Raw genomic sequence first — 16311 nt, 5'->3', positions numbered from 1 at the left:
TTAATGCAAGATACCCCAGTGCGCCACTTAAATACTCTTGCACTACACGGTATTTAAACTCTTCTGTATGTTTAGCCATTAAAAAACCCCAAAAGTTGGTGTCCAACTTTTGGGGTTCAGTTTACTTATCCGGCTTTTTTATTCGCAATTGAGTGAAAATGTTGGCTGATTAACGCCCCAAAATTGAGCTCACATTATCATGCCCACCAGCACCGAACAATTGCTCTTTCAGGATCGCCAATTGGTCTCGTACTTTAGCCGCTTGCTCAAACTCGAGATTCTTCGCATGATCCAACATCAGTTTTTCAAGACGCTTAATCTCTTTGCTAATTTGCTTCTCGCTCATCGCCTCGTACTTCGCTTGTTCTTGCGCGACCATCAAATCATCACGCGCTTCTTGCGGGTTATATACCCCATCAATAATATCTTTAATTTTCTTATTGATGCTCGCCGGCGTAATATTGTTCGCGACATTAAATGCGATCTGTTTAGCGCGGCGACGCTCAGTTTCATCGATTGCTCGACGCATAGAATCAGTGACGCGATCCGCATACAGAATCGCTGTACCGTTCAAATTTCGCGCGGCACGACCTATCGTTTGAATCAAGCTACGCTCTGAACGTAGGAAGCCTTCTTTATCTGCATCTAAAATCGCCACTAACGACACCTCAGGCAAATCCAATCCTTCTCGCAATAAGTTGATCCCGACCAGCACATCGAAAGCTCCGAGCCGGAGATCACGTAAAATTTCGACGCGCTCCACCGTATCGATATCACTGTGCAGATAACGCACTTTGACACCGTTATCCCCCAAAAATTCGGTTAACTGTTCTGACATTCGCTTCGTCAATGTCGTCACTAACACCCGCTCATTTTGCTTCACACGTTCTGTGATTTCATTCATTAAGTCATCTACCTGCGTCAATGCAGGACGAACTTCAATACGAGGGTCGACCAAGCCTGTTGGGCGCACCACTTGCTCCACCACTTGATCTGAATGTTGCTTTTCGTATTCTGCTGGCGTCGCTGACACAAACACCGTTTGCCGCATCTTACTTTCAAATTCTTCGAACTTGAGAGGGCGATTATCTAATGCTGATGGAAGTCGAAATCCATAATCAACCAAGTTGGTTTTACGTGAACGATCGCCGTTATACATCGCACTTAATTGACCTGTGAGTACATGTGATTCATCAAGAAACATCAGTGCATCGGCAGGCAAATAATCAACCAAGGTCGGCGGCGGCTCACCTGGCTTCGCACCGCTCAAATGACGTGAATAATTTTCGATGCCTTTAGTAAATCCGATTTCCGCCATCATCTCTAAGTCAAAACGTGTACGCTGCTCTATGCGCTGCTCTTCAATCAACTTATTTTCACGACGATAGAAATCCAAACGTTCACGCAACTCCTCTTTAATGGTTTCTATCGCCCGCAACACCGTTTCGCGCGGTGTTACGTAATGCGAACCGGGATACACAGTAAAGCGCGGAATTTTTTGCTTGACGCGCCCGGTCAGTGGATCAAACAACGCGATACTCTCTACTTCATCGTCAAACATTTCTAGACGCACTGCGAGTTCAGCATGCTCTGCTGGAAAAATATCGATGGTATCGCCACGCACGCGAAAGGTACCGCGACCAAAATCCACTTCATTTCGCGTGTATTGCATCTGAATCAAACGCGCAATGACATCACGCTGACTTAATTTATCCTTGGCACGCAGGGTCAAAATCATTTTGTGATATTCATTGGGATTACCAATACCGTAAATCGCAGAGACGGTCGCCACAATAATGACATCGCGTCGCTCCATCAATGATTTGGTGCAAGATAAGCGCATTTGCTCAATATGCTCATTAATCGCGGAATCCTTCTCGATAAACAAATCACGCTGCGGCACGTAAGCTTCCGGCTGGTAGTAATCGTAATAGCTGACAAAATACTCGACAGCATTGCGCGGAAAAAATTCTTTGAACTCGCTGTAGAGCTGGGCGGCTAAAGTCTTGTTTGGTGCAAAAATAATGGCTGGGCGTCCGGTACGCGCAATCACATTCGCCATCGTGTATGTCTTACCCGAGCCTGTCACCCCGAGTAAAGTCTGAAAAAACAAGCCATCTTGTATCCCTTCTACCAACTGCGCAATTGCCGTCGGTTGATCGCCTGCTGGGGGGAATATTTGACATAGCTGATATGGCGAATCTGGAAATGTCACAAATTTCGCTTCATCATCATTGGAAGGAACTGACTGCAATTCGCTCATGATTAAACCAATCTTTGAAAAATCTGTATGAGTCGGTTGACGATTTGAATGTCGGATATTTAAACAAATCCAGTTCTGTAGCAGAAAAAAAATACGACAAATCACACAAGCGACTGTAGGCTGTATATATTATCAGTATTCTTACAAAAGAGGTTAATCGACATAAATTCTACCCATCAGCTTATTCTTTATTGGAGAGCGACTATTAAATCGAAACATAAAATCTCAGAATAACTATCGAGATGAAACAAAACTTTCAACACGTACAAAATTGGACTCTTGGCCTAAAATCTTTTGACAAGAATTAGAAAGCTCCCTATAATGTTTGTCTCTGTTCCCTGATAGCTCAGTCGGTAGAGCGACGGACTGTTAATCCGCAGGTCCCTGGTTCGAGTCCAGGTCGGGGAGCCACAGAATTCGCAACTTAATCGTTGCTGCAGTAAAGTTTTAGAAGTTTATTCTTCTATTCCCTGATAGCTCAGTCGGTAGAGCGACGGACTGTTAATCCGCAGGTCCCTGGTTCGAGTCCAGGTCGGGGAGCCAAATAAAAGGCCTTGTAGAAATACAAGGCTTTTTTCATTTTCACTCAAGCACAACAACTACTCTGCCACAAAACCCTCAAAGCGGTTTTATGTTAAAGTCTCGCCTTCGCTAGGGGTCCTGTACGACGGTGTACGGGTGAGATAGTCCCTTGAACCTGATCTGGATAATGCCAGCGAAGGGAAGCGCAAGATGACTCCACTCATCCGCCCTCTTTTGCTTGGCTCGTCCAGACACAACCAAGTAGAAGAGCAGATCATGTCAAATCCACGTTTCCGTTTTAGTCTCATCACCATCGCCATTACACAATTGCTTGCTGTTGCTAGTAGCGCGTCCGCACAAAGCCAAGAACAAACCTTACAAGAAGTTGTCGTCAGCGCCAGTCGTAGCAACAAAGTTGACACCAGCAAAGCGAATGGATTTATTGCGAATACGCTACAAGACACTCCGGCAACACTGAATGTTTTTTCCGCCAGCCAATTACAAGATTTGCGCGTACGCCAAACCAGTGACGCGATGAAATTCGATGCCAGCGTCAGCGATGCCTACAATGCAGTTGGCTATGCAGAACAATTTTCAATTCGTGGCTTTACGCTAGACAATTCGTCTAGCTATCGCAAAGATGGATTCGCGATTCTTGGTGACGCCTCAATCCCATTAGAAAATAAAGAGCGACTCGAAATTCTCAAAGGCATCAGTGGTTTGCAGTCTGGCTTCACCACACCCGGCGGCATCATTAATTACGTCACAAAACGCCCCACCAATTCATTGGTGCGCTCAACTACGCTGGAAGCTAGCGAACGTGGCACCTTGTATGGCACTGTTGATCTAGGCGGCAAAACGGATAATAAACAATTTGGCTATCGCATCAATGCTGCGATTGAAAAGTTACGCTCATACGTCAAAGGTGCTGATGGCGAACGCCAATTTGCTGGATTCGCATTTAATTGGCAAATTAACCCACAAGCACTTTTTCAAATCGATGCTGACTATCAACACAAGTCGCAAATTTCGGTTCCTGGCTTTCAATTATTTGATGGCAAAGATCTACCACGCGGCATCAAAGCCGACATGATGCTAAACAACCAAAAATGGGTTAAGCCTGTCGACACAAAAAACAGCAATCTAGGCCTACGATTTGAATATCAAATCAATCAAAATTGGACCACGGAAATCGCAGCTAATGCACATGAATTCAAACGCGATGACTTCACGGCATTCCCCTATGGATGTAGAGCGCAAGAACTGTTTCCCGGCTATTGCGCGAACGGCGACTATGATGTTTACGATTACCAAAGTCCCGGCGAATCAAAAAAACTGCGCGGCATTCAAGCCATTGTCAGCGGCAATTTCGCCACTGGCGAACTCCAACACCGAATCGCTTTTGGCGTGAATCATTCGCAACGTCGCGATTATTACGGCAACTACGTATATGACTACGCAGGCAGCAGCAATCTTTTCCGTCCTATGGCAGTCCCACCATCAAGCGGCAAACCCGGTCCAGTCTTATTGCGCCGCACCGACAAAGAGTTGTCCGCATTCATTCAAGATATTGTCAAACTAAATCAAGAATTTGATTTACACTTTGGCCTGCGCCACCTCGATGTCGATAGAACACAATTGGGCAGCCCAAACTTTAGCCAGTCATACAATTTACCCAATGTAGCACTGGTCTATAAAGCGACACCAACAACCAACACCTACCTCAGTCTGAGTGAAGGATTGGAACACGGCGGTGTTGCACCGATCGGCACCAGCAACGAGAATAAAATGCTCGACGCAGGCAAATCCAAGCAAATCGAATTCGGCGTCAAATCAGCGATAGCTCGCGATTTGAATGTTTCCGCAGCCATTTTCCGCATCACGAAACCACTCGAATACACGAACGCAGCAAACATGTATGTGAGTACAGGAGAAGCAGAACATCGTGGCCTTGAAATCGCCGCGCAAGGCAATCTGGCAACCAATTGGATATTAGGATTAAGTGCCACCGCCTTGAATGCACGTCAAAACAATACGGGAGACGCCAACATAGAAGGCAAACGCGTGACCAATGTACCCAATTTCAAATCGACGATTTACACCGATTACGCTCCTGCTGCTTGGTCTGGTACGCACTTAACCGCATCTTGGCAATACTCTGGCAGTAAAGCTTTTAGCCCTGACAATAAAGTCAGCGTGCCAGCATTTAATGTCGTCAATCTCGGAGCGCGCTACACCACCCAAATTCAAGGCGTAGTCAGCACCTTCCGTTTCGATATTAATAATGCTTTTAATAAATTCTATTGGCGTGATGTAACGCAAAGTTTGGGCGGCTATTTATTCCCAGGCGCACCGCGTACTTATAAAATCTCGGGACAGTTTGACTTCTAAAGCTATCTCGACACAGGGCGAATTGATCAATTCGCCCTCTCTTCACGAGGCCATGCGCCAATCCAGCAATAATAGGCAGTACCAGACAATATTACTCAAGTTTGCTATACTTGAGTCAAATGCTCGGGATTAAAGTTTATTCAAAGCGCAATTCCGACAAATTTCAACAAGTTTGGAGTATTGACTCATGCGTCTCACTACTAAAGGCCGATTTGCTGTAACAGCCATGATCGATCTTGCCTTACGTCAAGACAACGGACCAGTCACATTGGCAGGCATCAGCCAGCGCCAAGATATTTCCTTATCCTATCTTGAACAATTGTTCGGCAAGCTACGTCGCCATGAAATCGTTGAATCGGTACGTGGGCCTGGTGGCGGCTATCATTTGGCACGCAAAGCGCAGAACGTTACCGTTGCAGACATCATTATCGCCGTCGACGAACCGCTTGATGCGACGCAATGCGGCAGCAAAGGCAATTGCCACGGTAGCGATCATGACAACGGCATTCACTGCATGACGCATGATTTGTGGGCAAACCTGAATGCCAAAATGGTCGATTATCTCGACTCTGTCTCCTTACAAGACTTGGTCAATCAACAAAAGCAAAAAGCCCAAGACAAACCTGTTGTTATCGTTCGCCACGGCCACGCCGAACGCACTATTTCCTAAAATTTGGAGTTTTGAATGACTGCTGCAAACACACAAGCATCTGTACAGCTAACGAAATCTTTGATCGATACGCTCAAAGCACCGCACTTTCCTATCTACATGGATTACTCGGCGACGACGCCAGTCGATCCACGCGTCGCGGAAGTCATGATTCCTTATTTGCGTGCGCAATTTGGCAATCCTGCATCTCGTAGCCACGCTTATGGCTGGGATGCTGAAGCTGCGGTAGAAACAGCGCGTAACCATGTAGCGGCTTTAGTCAATGCTGATCCACGTGAAATTATTTGGACCTCGGGCGCTACTGAAAGTAATAACTTGGCGTTGAAAGGTGCGGCACAGTTTTACAAAGGTAAAGGCAAGCACATCATTACCGTTAAGACTGAACACAAAGCGGTGTTAGATACGGTACGTGAACTTGAACGTCAGGGTTTCGAAGCGACTTATTTGCAACCACAGGACAATGGCTTAATCACTATCGAACAGCTCAAAGAAGCGATTCGCCCAGATACGATTTTGGTCTCAGTCATGTGGGTTAACAATGAAATCGGCGTGATTCAACCTATCGCCGAAATCGGCGAATTGTGCCGCGAAAAAGGCATTATCTTTCATTCCGACGCAGCACAAGCAACCGGCAAAGTCGAGATCGATTTGGAAAAAGTCAAAGTCGATTTAGTGTCCTTCTCTGCTCATAAATCGTATGGGCCAAAAGGCGTTGGTGCATTGTATGTACGCCGCAAGCCACGCGTCCGTTTGGAAGCGCAAATGCACGGTGGTGGCCACGAACGCGGCTTGCGTTCTGGCACATTAGCAACGCACCAGATCGCTGGTATGGGCGAAGCGTTCCGTATCGCAAAAGAAGAAATGGCGAGCGAATTGGCGCACATTCGTGCCATGCGCGATCGCTTAGCCAAGGGCTTGGGCGAAATCGAAGAAACTTACATTAACGGTGACATGGATCATCGCGTTCCGCATAACTTGAACGTGAGTTTCAATTATGTCGAAGGTGAATCCTTGATCATGGCGATTAAAGACATTGCGGTCTCTTCTGGTTCTGCATGTACTTCTGCAAGCTTGGAACCATCCTATGTTTTGCGTGCCTTAGGTCGCAGCGATGAATTAGCGCACAGCTCAATTCGTTTCACTATTGGTCGCTTTACCACCGAAGAAGACATCGATTTCACGATAGAACTCTTGAAATCCAAAGTCGGCAAATTGCGTGAATTGTCTCCGCTTTGGGATATGTACAAAGACGGTATCGACATTTCGACAATTCAATGGGCCGCCCACTAATCGAATAATTTAAAAAGGAATTTTTATCATGGCATATTCAGAAAAAGTATTGGATCACTACGAGAATCCACGCAATGTTGGCGCATTTGAAAAAGGTGATGACTCTGTTGGTACGGGCATGGTTGGTGCACCAGCTTGCGGCGACGTGATGAAATTACAGATTAAAGTTGGTGCAGATGGCGTGATTCAAGACGCCAAGTTCAAAACTTATGGCTGTGGTTCTGCGATTGCGTCCTCGTCCTTGGTGACTGAATGGGTCAAAGGCAAAACTTTAGACCAAGCTTTGAGCATTAAGAACACCGAAATCGCGGAAGAATTAGCCTTGCCGCCGGTCAAAATTCACTGCTCTATTTTGGCAGAAGATGCGATCAAGGCAGCCGTACTCGATTACAAAAACAAGCACAGCGCTGAATAATTTTATTCAACTTATTTTTCGCGCAGCTTTAGCGCAATGTGGATAGATCATGGCGATTACTCTGACAGAAAAAGCAGCAAAACACGTCATCCGTTATATGGAGCGTCGCGGCAAAGGCATAGGCTTACGCTTCGGCGTTCGCACCACCGGATGTTCTGGCATGGCGTATAAATTAGAATACGTCGACGAGATGGGCAACGAAGATCAAATCTTCGAGTCGCACGGTGTGAAAGTGTTTGTCGATCCAAAAAGTTTGCCTTACATCGATGGTACTGAATTAGACTTCGCGCGCGAAGGCTTAAACGAAGGTTTTAAATTCTACAACCCCAACGTCAAAGACGAGTGTGGTTGCGGTGAGAGTTTCCGCATTTAAGCCAAGGCAAGCCAACGATGACCATGCAAAATCACTTCGCGCTGTTTAATTTGCCTATGCAATTTGAATTGGATCGAGCGCAACTCGACAAGGCTTATCGCGAAGTACAATCACGTGTTCATCCAGATAAATTTGTACAAGCGGGTGACGCGGAAAAGCGTGTCGCGATGCAGTGGGCAACGCAAGCGAATGAAGCGTATCAAACTTTAAAAGACCCGTTGAAACGTGCGTCCTACTTGTGCAATTTGAACGGCGTGGATTTGCAAACTGAATCGAACACCAGTATGCCTGCCAGTTTTTTGATGCAGCAAATGGAATGGCGTGAAGCTTTTGACGATGCGCGTCACGGTCACGATACGGCAGCAATGATGCGGCTAGAAAAAGAAGTGCAAGCAGGTTTAAAAGCGCAAACCGCAAATGCAGGAAAAGCGATTACACAAGGTGATTTTCAAACCGCGGCCCAAGAGATTCGTGCTTGTTTGTTCTTAGAAAAATTTTTGATCGATATCGCCGCTTTTGACGAATGAGCTTCAAATAAGTCTCAAAATACTTTATTCAATATTGCGCAGAATGCTTAATTGATAACCAGCTAGATAGACGTTGGATCAACTTAGAGATTCAAGCACCGTATTCAGATTAACCCAAACCGATGGCGTCTTGCGCCTTCTTCACGACAAGATTATGGCATTACTGCAAATTTCAGAACCCGGCATGTCGACCGCACCACACCAACATCGCTTGGCAGTGGGTATCGATCTAGGAACCACCAACTCCTTAGTTGCCACGGTGCGCAATAGTATCCCAGAGATTCTCAACGACGAAGAAGGACGTTCCTTGCTTCCTTCGGTGGTTCGCTATTTACCAAATGGTCATGCGCACATCGGATACAAGGCGCAGGTAGAACAAACGACTGATCCTAAAAATACCATCGTCTCTGTCAAACGATTTATGGGGCGCGGCTTAAAAGATATCGCGCACGCCGAAAATTTGCCTTACGATTTTCATGATGAACCTGGTATGGTGCAATTGAAAACGGTTGCTGGCATTAAAAGTCCGGTAGAAGTTTCTGCGCAAATTCTCGCCACCTTACGTCAGCAAGCGGAAGATGCCCTAGGTGACGATTTGGTTGGTGCTGTAATTACCGTTCCGGCTTACTTCGATGATGCACAGCGCCAAGCGACTAAAGATGCTGCCAAGCTAGCTGGCTTGAATGTATTACGATTGCTTAACGAACCGACCGCTGCAGCAATTGCCTATGGCCTCGACAATGGTTCAGAAGGCATCTACGCAGTTTATGATTTGGGTGGTGGCACTTTCGATATTTCGATTTTGCGCATGAGTAAAGGCGTGTTCGAAGTCTTATCCACGGGTGGCGATTCCGCCTTGGGTGGTGACGATTTTGATCATCGTTTATTTTGCTGGATTTTGCAGGAAGCGGGCCTATCATTATTAAATGACGCAGACACCCGCGTATTGATGGTCAAAGCACGCGAAGCCAAAGAAATTTTATCAACGCAGACATCTACTTACATCGACGCAAAATTATCGACCGGCGATGTAGTTCATCTGCAAATCACGAAAAATATCTTTGCCGAGATTACCGAAAATCTCGTCATCAAGACGATTACACCATGCCGCAAAGTATTACGCGATGCAAAGCTGACAGTTGATGATATCGATGGTGTGGTGTTAGTTGGTGGCGCGACTCGTATGCCACATGTGCGCAAAGCGGTCGGTGAATTTTTCCAAACGACACCACTGGCTAATATCGATCCAGATAAAGTGGTCGCACTTGGCGCTGCGGTTCAAGCTAACTTATTGGCAGGCAATCGTGCTGCTGGTGACGACTGGTTATTGCTGGATGTGATTCCTTTGTCGCTTGGGATCGAAACCATGGGTGGCTTATCCGAAAAAGTTATCCCTAGAAATTCCACGATTCCCTGTGCACGCGCGCAAGAATTCACCACCTTCAAAGATGGGCAAACCGCGCTTGCAATTCACGTCGTCCAAGGTGAACGTGAGTTAGTTAGCGATTGTCGCTCTCTCGCCAAATTTGAATTACGTGGCATTCCACCAATGGCGGCCGGTGCCGCGCGCATACGCATTACTTACCAAGTGGATGCCGACGGTTTGCTGTCTGTCTCCGCACGCGAAATGCGCTCGGGTGTCGAAGCATCTATCGTCGTCAAACCATCATATGGTTTAGCAGACGATGATATTGCACGCATGCTGCAAGATTCATTCAGTTCTTCCGAGACAGACATGCAAGCACGTGCTTTGCGCGAAGAACAAGTTGAGGCCGATCGCTTATTGTTGGCAATTGAATCAGCATTAGCCAGCGACAAGCAATTATTAAACGCTACAGAGTTACAACAGATTGAAGCCCTTATCCAAAATTTGCGCGAAACAAAATCGGGTAACGATCACGACACGATTAAAGCAAGTATCACTGCATTAGCAGACGGTACCGAAGAGTTCGCCGCACGTCGTATGGATCAAAGTGTACGCAGTGCTCTGGCAGGAAAAAATCTGACAGAGTTTGAATAAACTGCGCTTGAACAAGACAACATTGACAATTGAAGAATCGATAGAAAAATCCATCATGCCAAAAATCACGATATTACCGCACGCCCAGCTATGCCCCTCAGGCAAAACCATTGAGGTTGAAGAAGGCAAGTCTCTGTGTGAAGCAATGGTAGAGAACGCAGTTGAAATTGAACATGCATGTGAAATGTCTTGTGCCTGCACTACCTGCCACGTGGTAGTTCGCCAAGGTTTTAACACGCTGAATGAGTCGTCCGATGACGAAGAAGATTTGTTAGATGCTGCTTGGGGCTTAGAGGCCACCTCACGCCTATCTTGCCAGGTCAAGCTTGGTAGCGAAGACATCACGATAGAAATTCCGAAATATACGATCAATCACGCACGTGAAAATCATTAAATCTAGTTATATCATTTTTTTATTTAATTAAGCTCTGGCAAGCGAATCTGTCTGTTTTTGCATCATGCAAGAAATGAATCTGCACAAGTGAGCTTCTCTCACTTGTGCAAATGACTAAAACCTTTTACCATCAGAAATAGTTTCTTATAAAAAACCACGAATAAAACCTCTTTCCTGTAAACCACGCACGATTCATAAGCTGCCATGGCCAAGAATTCTGTGTCACGAGAGACGACATATGCTGCTAAGCCAATGCCAATTGAAAGAAGGAGCGTAAGTAATGAATCCCCCGTCTTTCATTTCCTCAATATTTAGTCGTATTACTTTACGGCTTGCGGTTGTTCTTGCAGTCTTCTTCGGTCTTTTAGTTACGTCCTCGATTTTAATTCCCATTCAGTTAAATACGATTGAAGCAGACAGTCTCAAAAAACTTGAGGACGATCATCAACGTTCAGCAGCAATTCTCGCAGTCATCCTGAGCGAGCCGGTGTGGCAAATCACGCCCGAGATCGCAAAACAATCCAGCGATGTGGTGTTTTCGAATCCGAATGTTTCGGAAATCCATGTCATTACCTTACCCGATAAAAAAACCTTCATTACCAATTCACGAAAAGATACACAACAAGGCCCATATAGAACCAAATCACGCACGATCTCGCACGGCGAACAAGTAATCGGTGAAGTGCAACTCACGTTTACCGAAGAAAACATGCGAACTGAAATTCGCGATAACTTTTATCGCGCCATTTTCGTTACCGCAACGTCCTTTTTATTGTCCGTCATTTGTATTTACATCGTATTGCAATGGCGCTTGGTTAGACCGATCAAAGATTTGATCGAAAAATCCGATTTGTTAGCGAACGGTGAATTAAACGAAGTTATCTCGTTTGATCGCAAAGATGAAATTGGACATTTAGCGGTCAGTCTTGAAGCAACCCGACAGGCGTTGCAGAGATCATTCAATGAGTTGGAAATCAAGAATCAACAATTGCTCGAGTATTCCGGCACACTCGAATCGAAAGTTCGCCAACGCACACAAGAACTGGAAAACGCCAATCATCATTTAGAGGCCGCATTAGCAAGTGTTAATAGCGCGCAGAATGAATTAGCAAGAATTGAACGCATGGCAGCACTCGGTTCCATGGTTGCTGGTGTTGCCCATGAATTGAATACACCTTTAGGTAACTGCCTATTAGTGGCAAGCACCTTAAGTGATGAAACCCGACAAATTGGCAAAGCAATGACGGATGGCACCATGCGGCGATCTGATTTAAGTCACTATGTTGAAGCAGCGACAGAATCAAGTAAGTTATTAATGCGAGGCTTACAACAAGCCGCACAATTGGTTGGTGATTTCAAACAGGTTGCAGTCGATCAATCTAGCGCGCAGCGACGAAAATTCACCTTAGTTATTGTGTTCCAAGAATTGGCTGCATTATTGCATTCAAGTTTGCGTAAAACGCCCTACACTTTGGAATTGGACATTCCGGATGATATTGAACTCGATAGCTATCCCGGCCCCTTGGGTCAGGTGTTTAGTAATCTAGTCAATAACGCGGTGGTGCATGGACTTGATGGAATGAGCCAAGGCTATATGCGTTGCATGGCAAGACGTCAGGGGGACCACGTCCTGATTGTTTTTGAAGATTCAGGCAAAGGTATACCACCGAACATTATTAAACGTATTTTCGAACCTTTCTTCACGACGAAGTTTGGCAAAGGCGGAAGCGGCTTAGGATTAAGTATTACGTTTAATATCATTACCAATGTGCTTGGTGGAGAAATTAAAGTCACCAGCGAGCCAAATCACGGCGCCCGCTTCGAAATGTCAATTCCATTGGTGGCGCCAGGCAGCACCGAGCACGTAGGACAGATTATTGACACTTAATTTAAGCGTGACTGTTATACTAACGCAAATCAACACAACAATGCCTTGTCGGTTTCAACCACAAGGCATTGTTGTTCTGAACTCCATATTCTCTCAAATTTTAATGACTTGAAGAGCCAAATAGAATGCAACAATACCTCGACTTAATGCGTCATGTGCAACAGCATGGACACATAAAAACAGATAGAACTGGCACTGGTACGCGCTCCGTTTTCGGTTACCAAATGCGATTCGACTTAAGCCAAGGCTTCCCATTGGTGACCACAAAAAAATTGCATTTACGTTCGATTATTCATGAACTTATCTGGTTTTTAGCTGGATCAACCAATATTGCTTATTTAAAAGAAAATGGCGTATCAATTTGGGATGATTGGGCTGATGAAAATGGTGATTTAGGTCCAGTTTATGGGTCTCAATGGCGTAGCTGGCCGTTACCCAATGGCGGTCATGTCGATCAAATTGCGCAACTGATTGAACAAATTAAATCGAATCCAGACTCAAGGCGCCTGATCGTGTCTGCTTGGAATGTGGCAGAAATTCCAAATATGAAACTCCCACCCTGCCATGCTTTTTTCCAGTTTTATGTTGCCGATGGCAAGTTGTCATGCCAGCTATATCAACGCAGTGCAGATATTTTTCTTGGAGTTCCATTCAATATCGCATCCTATGCTTTATTAACACATATGGTGGCACAACAAACCGATCTGCAAGTTGGGGATTTTATTTGGACTGGCGGTGACTGTCATCTTTACAGCAATCACATGGAACAAGTCGAAGAACAATTATCACGCGCGCCCCATCCCCTACCAACATTAACAATTTTGCGTAAGCCAGAAAGTATTTTTGACTATAAATTTGAAGATTTCGAGATTGAGAATTATCAATTCCATCCCCATATCAAAGCACCAGTTGCTGTTTAAGTTTGCAAAATTATGACCACTTTGACTCTCATCGTTGCTACCGATAAAAAAAATGGAATAGGCATCAATAATCAACTACCTTGGCATTTACCAGAAGACTTAGCACACTTTAAACGCACGACCTCTGGTCATACCATCATCATGGGTAGAAAAACCTTTGAGTCAATTGGTCGGCCACTGCCAAATCGAAAAAACATCGTGGTGAGCCGCAACCCAGATTGGCGTCATGATGGCGTGACCTGTGTTGGTTCAATCAAAGAAGCCATAGATCACAGTGAAGGTGAAGAAGCATTTGTGATTGGTGGTGCACAGATTTATCAACAAGCGATAGCGCAAGCACAAAAACTCATCGTGACAGAAATTCAAGCACAATTTGATTGTGATGCTTTCTTCCCTGAAATTGATCGCAACAGCTGGCAAGAAGATCAACGAAAAGATTTTGTCGCAGAAAGCACTAATTTGGCTTATGCGATTGTTTCATATACAAGAAAATAGGAATCAAAATGGCAGGACACGGTTTTCATGTGCATGGTCCACATGATCATGAATTAGAACATGCAGCACATAGCAATGATATATTTTCAAGCAAGATTGCAGTTATGACAGCGATCATGGCAACAGTGGGCGCCTTGCTTGGTTATGAAGGTGGTGCGACTCAAAATTCGGCAGCCATGCTGAAAAACAGCGCTGCAATCAACAAAACTGAAGCATCAAATCGTTGGAGTCATTACCAAGCAAAATCAAGTAAGCAAAACTTGGCAGAATTGGCACTGCTTTTGCCTGCAAGCGATGTGAAAAAATATGAGACAGAAATTGAACGATATAAGGCCGAAAAGGATCAAATCAAAAAAGAAGCTGAAGCTTTTGAACAACGAGTAGTAGAATTAGAAAAAGCCTCTGATGAAGCACTGCATCAGCATCATCGCTGGGCACAAGCAATGACAGCAGTACAAATTGCTATTTCTTTAGCAGCAATTGCACTTTTAACAAAGAAAAAATGGTTAGAATACACATCGTATAGTGTTGCAGCAGCTGGACTAGGTATCGCTGCTTTGGCTTGGATGCATATTTAACGAGAGTCTAGATCATGAATAAAACGGCTTATCTATTAATTTTGGGCATGCTTGGAATCGCATCTTCCGCTGCGCATGCGCAAAATTTCCGCTCTGGGCAGTTTTCTACGGCAGCGGCAGTCTATCCATCTCAGCAAGTACCGCTCGCAGGCGTACGTTACACACAAACCATCGCGATGAGCTCGCCTTATGATGCTAGTTATACGCCGGTAAAGCAAAGCAAAGCCGGACTATTTGTGAGTCAAACCAATAAGAGCACAGTCCATTTTTCCAAAGCTGGTAAGTTAGACTATGGCATCAGCTTTGATACAGAGCGTCAAGTTAGTTCATCTTTCGATGATCTATTTGAAAAACCAAGTAACTCGGCACCCCAAACAAATTTCTCCACTAGCGCTTTTCTCGACTACAAACTTACGTCAAATTTCTCGTTGGGTTCATCGGTGTCGTATGGGATTGGTAAACAAAATGTTGCACGTCTGAGTTTGGCAGCAAAAGCAAATCGTGTATTCAATAGAAGACATGAGCTAACCGCAGTTTTTAGTGTGAATTGGAATACCCCTGCGAATTTGTCTAAAAATAGTCTTGCCATGCAGGACTGGCGTCAATCGCAAAACTTCTTGTCATTAAATTCCAATCAATTTAATCGACCTGAATTACGAATTGGCAGTAGCTGGAATTGGAATATCGATACCAACTGGACTTTATCGACAGGTATCAGTGCTCGTCATATCCTCAACTCACCGAGCAAAAATCCATTTGTCACACAACGTACACCCGTGACTATATTTTCTGTCGCGACTTATCGCTTCTAAAAACAAAAGCTCAAGGCAATCGCTTTGAGCTTTTCATTTCAAACCAATCAAAAGTTAAAAACCATACTAAGCTAATCGTCCTGCTGCGATAGAAATTGTGCGTCCGCAACGCGCCGCAATCGATAAGTCATGGGTCACCAACACCAAACTTGAACCACGTTCACGATTCAGTTCAAACATCAATTTAATCACCGCTTCCCCCGTCGCTGCGTCTAAACTACCTGTCGGTTCATCTGCGAATAATAAAGGTGGCTCTGTCACAAAAGCACGCGCCAAGGCAACACGCTGCTGCTCTCCACCAGACAAATACTTTGGATAGTGTTTGAGGCGACTAGACAGCCCTACTTTCGCCAACATCTGTTCTGCTTTTGACCTCGCATCTTTGTCGCCACGCAATTCCATCGGCAACATAACGTTTTCGATTGCATTCAAATGCATTAATAGTTGAAACGACTGAAACACAAAACCAAGCTGACTTTTACGTAATAGTGCTCGACCGTCTTCATCAAGGGCGAAAATATCGACACCGCCCAGTTCGACCGTGCCCTCACTTGGTGTATCTAATCCAGCTAAAATGCCGAGCAAGGTCGACTTTCCAGAACCTGATGCACCAACAATCGCGACAGTCTCACCCGCTGCAACAGAAAACTCGATATTATGTAGAATAGTCAATTCACCTGTCGCATCAGCCACGCGCTTGCTCAGATTCTTGACGTTAATAGCTGGAATACTGTTTTGACTAGAAAGGCTCAT

The 16311-nt window shown here is 45.1% G+C and carries 15 protein-coding genes, 2 tRNA genes and 1 riboswitch; of the genes, 15 read left to right on the top strand and 2 right to left on the bottom strand.

Annotated features, from left to right (window positions below):
- Positions 1-169: 169 nt before the first annotated feature.
- Positions 170-2263, bottom strand: coding sequence for an excinuclease ABC subunit UvrB (gene uvrB, locus KDM92_RS10720; protein ID WP_212684331.1), 2094 nt, complete (start codon positions 2261-2263; stop codon positions 170-172).
- Between the two features lie 335 nt (positions 2264-2598).
- On the opposite strand from uvrB, the gene KDM92_RS10715 reads away from it, so the two are divergent.
- The 15 genes from KDM92_RS10715 (at position 2599) to KDM92_RS10645 (ending at position 15558) form a co-directional block, all read left to right on the top strand.
- A tRNA-Asn gene (locus KDM92_RS10715) sits at positions 2599-2674 on the top strand.
- Between the two features lie 56 nt (positions 2675-2730).
- Positions 2731-2806, top strand: a tRNA-Asn gene (locus KDM92_RS10710).
- Positions 2807-2906: 100 nt separating this feature from the next.
- A riboswitch (TPP riboswitch) is annotated at positions 2907-3004 on the top strand.
- Between the two features lie 57 nt (positions 3005-3061).
- Positions 3062-5176 (top strand): TonB-dependent siderophore receptor, encoded by a 2115-nt coding sequence (locus KDM92_RS10705; RefSeq protein WP_212684330.1) that lies wholly within the window; start codon positions 3062-3064, stop codon positions 5174-5176.
- Between the two features lie 187 nt (positions 5177-5363).
- Positions 5364-5846, top strand: a complete 483-nt coding sequence (gene iscR / locus KDM92_RS10700) for a Fe-S cluster assembly transcriptional regulator IscR (RefSeq protein WP_212674083.1) — start codon at positions 5364-5366, stop codon at positions 5844-5846.
- A gap of 15 nt (positions 5847-5861) precedes the next feature.
- Positions 5862-7136: an IscS subfamily cysteine desulfurase gene (locus KDM92_RS10695; protein ID WP_212684329.1), complete on the top strand. Its 1275-nt coding sequence runs from the start codon at positions 5862-5864 to the stop codon at positions 7134-7136.
- 28 nt (positions 7137-7164) lie between these two features.
- Complete coding sequence (gene iscU / locus KDM92_RS10690; protein WP_189346603.1) at positions 7165-7551, top strand: Fe-S cluster assembly scaffold IscU; 387 nt, start codon at positions 7165-7167, stop codon at positions 7549-7551.
- A 49-nt stretch (positions 7552-7600) separates the two neighbouring features.
- Positions 7601-7924, top strand: coding sequence for an iron-sulfur cluster assembly protein IscA (iscA, locus tag KDM92_RS10685; RefSeq protein ID WP_189346602.1), 324 nt, complete (start codon positions 7601-7603; stop codon positions 7922-7924).
- Between the two features lie 23 nt (positions 7925-7947).
- Positions 7948-8451: a Fe-S protein assembly co-chaperone HscB gene (hscB, locus tag KDM92_RS10680; RefSeq protein ID WP_212684356.1), complete on the top strand. Its 504-nt coding sequence runs from the start codon at positions 7948-7950 to the stop codon at positions 8449-8451.
- Positions 8452-8605: 154 nt separating this feature from the next.
- Positions 8606-10471, top strand: a complete 1866-nt coding sequence (gene hscA, locus KDM92_RS10675) for a Fe-S protein assembly chaperone HscA (protein WP_212684328.1) — start codon at positions 8606-8608, stop codon at positions 10469-10471.
- Between the two features lie 55 nt (positions 10472-10526).
- On the top strand, positions 10527-10865 hold the full coding sequence (gene fdx, locus KDM92_RS10670) for an ISC system 2Fe-2S type ferredoxin (protein ID WP_212674087.1): 339 nt from the start codon (positions 10527-10529) through the stop codon (positions 10863-10865).
- Positions 10866-11145: 280 nt separating this feature from the next.
- Positions 11146-12753 carry a sensor histidine kinase gene (locus tag KDM92_RS10665; RefSeq protein WP_212684327.1) on the top strand — a complete coding sequence of 536 codons (1608 nt, stop codon included), beginning with the start codon at positions 11146-11148 and terminating at the stop codon, positions 12751-12753.
- A 125-nt stretch (positions 12754-12878) separates the two neighbouring features.
- Complete coding sequence (locus KDM92_RS10660) at positions 12879-13673, top strand: thymidylate synthase (RefSeq protein WP_212684326.1); 795 nt, start codon at positions 12879-12881, stop codon at positions 13671-13673.
- 12 nt (positions 13674-13685) lie between these two features.
- Complete coding sequence (locus tag KDM92_RS10655) at positions 13686-14168, top strand: dihydrofolate reductase (protein WP_212684325.1); 483 nt, start codon at positions 13686-13688, stop codon at positions 14166-14168.
- Positions 14169-14176: 8 nt separating this feature from the next.
- Positions 14177-14746 carry a DUF4337 domain-containing protein gene (locus tag KDM92_RS10650; protein ID WP_212684324.1) on the top strand — a complete coding sequence of 190 codons (570 nt, stop codon included), beginning with the start codon at positions 14177-14179 and terminating at the stop codon, positions 14744-14746.
- 14 nt (positions 14747-14760) lie between these two features.
- Entirely contained in the window at positions 14761-15558 is a 798-nt protein-coding gene (locus KDM92_RS10645) for a hypothetical protein (RefSeq protein WP_212684323.1), read from the top strand.
- Between the two features lie 66 nt (positions 15559-15624).
- On the opposite strand, the gene KDM92_RS10640 is transcribed toward KDM92_RS10645, so the two are convergent.
- On the bottom strand, positions 15625-16311 hold the full coding sequence (locus KDM92_RS10640) for an ABC transporter ATP-binding protein (protein WP_212684322.1): 687 nt from the start codon (positions 16309-16311) through the stop codon (positions 15625-15627).

The organism is Affinundibacterium baiyunense, assembly GCF_018139645.1.
Classification (GTDB): Bacteria; Pseudomonadota; Gammaproteobacteria; order Burkholderiales; family Burkholderiaceae_D; genus Undibacterium; species Undibacterium baiyunense.
Note: the sequence above shows the minus strand (reverse complement) of the source record. Positions and strands in the feature narration are given on the sequence as shown.

Excerpts from the sequence above, each read along its gene's own strand:
- uvrB (WP_212684331.1), bottom strand. The coding sequence starts at position 2,263 with ATGAGCGAATTGCAGTCAGTTCCTTCCAATGATGATGAAGCGAAATTT.
- KDM92_RS10705 (WP_212684330.1), top strand. The coding sequence starts at position 3,062 with ATGTCAAATCCACGTTTCCGTTTTAGTCTCATCACCATCGCCATTACA.
- iscR (WP_212674083.1), top strand. The coding sequence starts at position 5,364 with ATGCGTCTCACTACTAAAGGCCGATTTGCTGTAACAGCCATGATCGAT.
- KDM92_RS10695 (WP_212684329.1), top strand. The coding sequence starts at position 5,862 with ATGACTGCTGCAAACACACAAGCATCTGTACAGCTAACGAAATCTTTG.
- iscU (WP_189346603.1), top strand. The coding sequence starts at position 7,165 with ATGGCATATTCAGAAAAAGTATTGGATCACTACGAGAATCCACGCAAT.
- iscA (WP_189346602.1), top strand. The coding sequence starts at position 7,601 with ATGGCGATTACTCTGACAGAAAAAGCAGCAAAACACGTCATCCGTTAT.
- hscB (WP_212684356.1), top strand. The coding sequence starts at position 7,948 with ATGCAAAATCACTTCGCGCTGTTTAATTTGCCTATGCAATTTGAATTG.
- hscA (WP_212684328.1), top strand. The coding sequence starts at position 8,606 with ATGGCATTACTGCAAATTTCAGAACCCGGCATGTCGACCGCACCACAC.
- fdx (WP_212674087.1), top strand. The coding sequence starts at position 10,527 with ATGCCAAAAATCACGATATTACCGCACGCCCAGCTATGCCCCTCAGGC.
- KDM92_RS10665 (WP_212684327.1), top strand. The coding sequence starts at position 11,146 with ATGAATCCCCCGTCTTTCATTTCCTCAATATTTAGTCGTATTACTTTA.
- KDM92_RS10660 (WP_212684326.1), top strand. The coding sequence starts at position 12,879 with ATGCAACAATACCTCGACTTAATGCGTCATGTGCAACAGCATGGACAC.
- KDM92_RS10655 (WP_212684325.1), top strand. The coding sequence starts at position 13,686 with ATGACCACTTTGACTCTCATCGTTGCTACCGATAAAAAAAATGGAATA.
- KDM92_RS10650 (WP_212684324.1), top strand. The coding sequence starts at position 14,177 with ATGGCAGGACACGGTTTTCATGTGCATGGTCCACATGATCATGAATTA.
- KDM92_RS10645 (WP_212684323.1), top strand. The coding sequence starts at position 14,761 with ATGAATAAAACGGCTTATCTATTAATTTTGGGCATGCTTGGAATCGCA.
- KDM92_RS10640 (WP_212684322.1), bottom strand. The coding sequence starts at position 16,311 with ATGAGCCTTTCTAGTCAAAACAGTATTCCAGCTATTAACGTCAAGAAT.